This window comes from Psychrobacter sp. T6-1 (assembly GCF_052258445.1).
The window spans coordinates 1-4,127 of record NZ_JBQQFC010000226.1 but is presented as its reverse complement, the minus strand read 5'-3'; the positions used below and the strand labels follow the sequence as shown (position 1 = coordinate 4,127).

Here is a 4,127-nt window from a genome sequence, read left to right as displayed (position 1 = left end):
CCTGTCACAGCCAACTTGCCGTTTGATGGGCGTTTGCGCATGCTTGGCGCAGGATTGGTGCATCATTCCAACGGACGCTCTGATCCTATCTCGCGCTCATGGAACCGCGCTTATCTAATGGCGGGTGCTGAATGGGGCAAATTCTCAATCGTGCCACGCGTTTGGGCGCGTATCAATAACGAAAGTGATAGTAGTGAGGACAACCCAGATATCGAAGATTTCTTAGGATATGGTGATATCAAGTTCTTATATGATTTGCCAAAACAGCAAAGCCTCAGCGGTACGCTACGCTACAATCCGAGTACCAATAAGGGTGCGGCGCAAATTGACTATATCTATCCGCTATCAGAAAACGTCAATGGCTATGTGCAGCTGTTCCAAGGCTATGGCGAGTCGATCATAGATTATGATCACGAGAATACTGCGATCGGTTTTGGTATTGTCCTCAACGATTGGAAAGGGTTCTAATACGGGTGAATAAACCAAAGAGCGCCTTATGCATGCCCTAGCGTCTTATTTAAAGGCGCTTTATCCAAAAGTATCTTATTTAAAAGCACCTTACCAAAGTGGCTTGTGGCTGGCAGAGTATCTAAGCATACGCTGCCAGCTTTGTCGTCTTTATCCTAGTACATCAAAGCACCATCTCAATCATAATCATTCAAACTCTCAAAAACTAAGCAAGCGTTTTAGTCGTGGACTACTATGCACGCACTGTCATCACGATATTGTCTGGCTACCAGCGCCATTTTTTGTAGATATCGCACCTAGTATGACGCTACCTATTCAGGCGGCGACCTATTACGACTATCCTATACGTCAAGCCATTCGCGCTTTTAAGCATCATGAAGATATGACAAAACTTGCTATCCTCGTCCATGTCTTACGTCAACTGCCGCGCCCGCATGGCTGTCATTATGCCAACAGCGTTATCATACCTATGCCAACGACTAATGCACGCCTAGTCAAGCGCGGTTTTGATCCTGTGAGTATCTTGTCGATACAACTCTCCAAACACTGGAACATACCGCTGTGGCATGGCGCCAAGCGTATCGACAGTACCAGTACCCAGCAAGGCCTGACCCGTAGCGAGCGTTTAAGTAACCTAGACAATGCCTTTGCGTTAACTCAGATGCCGCCAGTCAAACGCCTTATTTTATTCGATGATGTCGCAACGACAGGGGCAAGTCTACAAGCGCTTGCACGTACCTTTTATGAGCAAGTACCGCGCTCACATGCATCTACGTCCTCTAATGATAGCTATCAAATCCTAGCTTATGCCTTGGCACATGGCAGCCAATAGCAGATTTATCATTCCTAATTATTTTGTTGCTTATATGTTACCTTGTCGTTATATTAAATGCTCAGTTCACGTTATTAATGAAGTAGTTAACAGATATAACAAGACTCAGGCAGTATCAGCTCGTAGGCATGATGGAACAAAAATTGCACTGATATAAGCTATACCATTTTAGTCATCAAAATAGATGATAATAAAACAAGTGCTTATCAATAGGAATCAAGTGTGAACGTCTCTACAACACAGTTAGCACTTAAGCAGTCAGGATTTACTTTGATTGAGCTGATGGTCACCATCGCCGTCCTCGCTATTATTGTCAGTATCGCCGCGCCCAATATCAGCACGCAATTGGCCAATCAGCGAGTGAAGTCGACAGCTGCAACGCTTGAGAGTGCATTAAAAGAGGCAAAGGTTGAGAGTATTATTCGTCGGCAGAACATTACAGTTGCGTATAATAGTGCTTTGAAGACAATTACTGTAACTGATAGAAGTAATAGTGTTATAGCTAGTTATAACGTTAATAGGCAGAGTACTGTCAGTCAATCTATTACGCCTGCTAGTACTACTCAGGTCGTATTTCAACCGAATAAAGTGATAAGCGGGGCAGGCACTGAAGTTGTCTATACTATCTGCGATGATAGTTCTACTAACGAGACCTCAAGACATGTCACAGTTAACAAAATCGCTAATATCAGTGTTACAAACACTGGGAGCTGTTAATGAACAGTAATACTACACAGACAGGGGTAGGTTTAGTAGAAGTAATGGTTGCTCTGCTTTTATTAGCAGTAGCCGTATTAGGTTATAGTGCGTTACAAGGCCGAGCTATAAAAGCAACCAATGAGTCTTTTGAGCGTTCGCAGTCACTGGTCATGATGCGTAATATAGCAGAAAAGATTCATGCCAATCCTTTTGCTATCGAAACTTATGAAACTCAAATTAATGATATCGATTCTGTCACTGCGCCTAGTACTCAGTGTGGTCTTGATGGTGCGGCAGTAACGACTTTGTGTACCTCTGTCCAGCTTGCAGAGGCCGAAAGTTATAAATTTAAACTTGATCTACAGAATTATGATTTTCAGATACAGATGCATCCTTGTCCTAATACGGGTGGTAATGGCACTGATCCAACAACTAATATTATGTATTCATACTGTCTAATTTCCGCATGGGGTGATACTACAGCGACTATTGGTAGTGATGATGAGACAAACTGTTTAACGGCGCAAGTGGCCGCTACCGAAGATGTAGCCGAACAAGCGGGTGGCAATTATCATTCTGCAGCTACCTGTATGATGATGGAGATATAAGATGAATTCAAAGCATCATAACTCTATACACTCATGCGCTTCAAATAATAGTGTACCTACTATGCAAATTCTAGCTTTTACTAGAGTAAAAGGCTTTACTTTAGTAGAATTAATGATCTCTTTAGTACTAGGTTTGCTCGTTTCCGCTGCAGCATTGCAGATATTCTATACCAGTTCAGTCAACAGTCGTAGACAAGAAGCCAGCTCTCAGATTCAAGATAATGCTATTTTTGGCTTTTCTCAAATGCAGCAACACCTGAGACGTACTAACTATGGTGCCAAATCAACAGGGGCTTTTAATGAGTTTTTTATGAATCATTTGACCCCGCAGGGCGGAGTGGTACTCACAGCGCCAACGGGGGTCGCTCCTGTTACGACTCCTCCTACACCAGTCAGTTGGTTACAAGGTAATTTATCTGGATTGACACTAGATGGTGCCGCTATTCCAGTAGCTTTGTTATCTAGCAATGCCTCTGCTAACAGTACTAGCAATCTAAAAGGTATCGCCAATAGTGATCAGCTAACGATTCAATATCGATCGGATAGAGAAGGTACTTTTGACTGTGAAGGTGATGTGATACCACAAGGGTTCTATGTCATTGAACGCTATTTTGTGCGAACGGATACGACAGTTACTCCTAATGCACCAGGGTTAGCCTGTGCTTCAGCTATTTATAGTTATAACGAGACAACTGCTGGAGGCGCAACTGGTATAGATATAGCCAGTTACATCGTACCTGGTGAAACAGATGCCACAGCAAACAACTTAGCAGGTACAGGCACTATCATTATTCCTAATGTTGATTATTTTAGAGCAACGCTAGGGATATCCTCTAGCAGAGACTTCGCTACTGATCCTGCAAATTTAGATATAGCTTACGTACAGATTCCCGCAGCGGCAAATCTGGCAACAGTACTCGACACTAGGCGTATTGTCAGCTTGCAGATAGGTATATTAGCGCGTTCAAATAATCCAACCGCGACTGCGCAAAACAATAGTGATTTGACGTTCACAGTGTTGGATAAAGTCGATGCAGAGCTTAGTGACACTGTCGCAGCTGGGCCAACCTACTTACGTAATATTTACGAGACGACTATTTTGTTACGTAATGCTAGAGGAGGTCTATAATGAAACCTGAAACTATGAACTACCCTAAAGTGTCCACAAGTTTGCATAATCAATCTGGTGTCGCGCTAATTGTGGTTTTGTTAGTGCTTATTTTAATTATGATAGTAGGAGCAATCGCTGTTAGGCAGAGCACCACCGATCTCAAAGTGGCAACGGCTGATCAGGTTAATAAGTTACTGTTTCAAGCCAATGATGCTGCTCTATTAAAAGTTGAAAAAGAAGATCGTATCTTGAGTGCTGCTAGCCGCGAAAAGAACGACACTCTCAAAGGCTATATATCGAGTAGTGAGCGTGAAGGTCATAAGATCAGCTTTTGTGTTAGACCGCGTAGTACTAAGCTATTTAGTATTCTTGAGATTAGCGAACTCAATGAAAGTAATGCTTTATTGAC

The 4,127-nt window shown here is 42.8% G+C and carries 6 protein-coding genes; all 6 read left to right on the top strand.

The features are described from left to right. The coding region (locus ACTXGO_RS10610; RefSeq protein ID WP_443574420.1) for a phospholipase A at nucleotides 1–468 on the top strand (468 nt) is incomplete at its 5' end. Between the two features lie 28 nt (nucleotides 469–496). Next, complete coding sequence (locus ACTXGO_RS10605; RefSeq protein ID WP_443574418.1) at nucleotides 497–1,300, top strand: ComF family protein; 804 nt, start codon at nucleotides 497–499, stop codon at nucleotides 1,298–1,300. A gap of 222 nt (nucleotides 1,301–1,522) precedes the next feature. Continuing rightward, a complete protein-coding gene (locus ACTXGO_RS10600) occupies nucleotides 1,523–2,017 on the top strand; it encodes a pilus assembly FimT family protein (protein WP_443542384.1) in 495 nt (164 codons plus the stop codon). Next, nucleotides 2,017–2,607, top strand: a complete 591-nt coding sequence (gene pilV / locus ACTXGO_RS10595) for a type IV pilus modification protein PilV (protein ID WP_435950172.1) — start codon at nucleotides 2,017–2,019, stop codon at nucleotides 2,605–2,607. The genes ACTXGO_RS10600 and pilV overlap by 1 nt, the downstream gene beginning before the upstream one ends. A gap of 61 nt (nucleotides 2,608–2,668) precedes the next feature. Then, complete coding sequence (locus ACTXGO_RS10590; RefSeq protein WP_435950173.1) at nucleotides 2,669–3,736, top strand: PilW family protein; 1,068 nt, start codon at nucleotides 2,669–2,671, stop codon at nucleotides 3,734–3,736. Next, nucleotides 3,736–4,127, top strand: a 392-nt coding sequence (locus tag ACTXGO_RS10585; RefSeq protein ID WP_443574416.1) for a PilX N-terminal domain-containing pilus assembly protein, incomplete at its 3' end; no start/stop codon positions are given. The genes ACTXGO_RS10590 and ACTXGO_RS10585, both read left to right, overlap by 1 nt.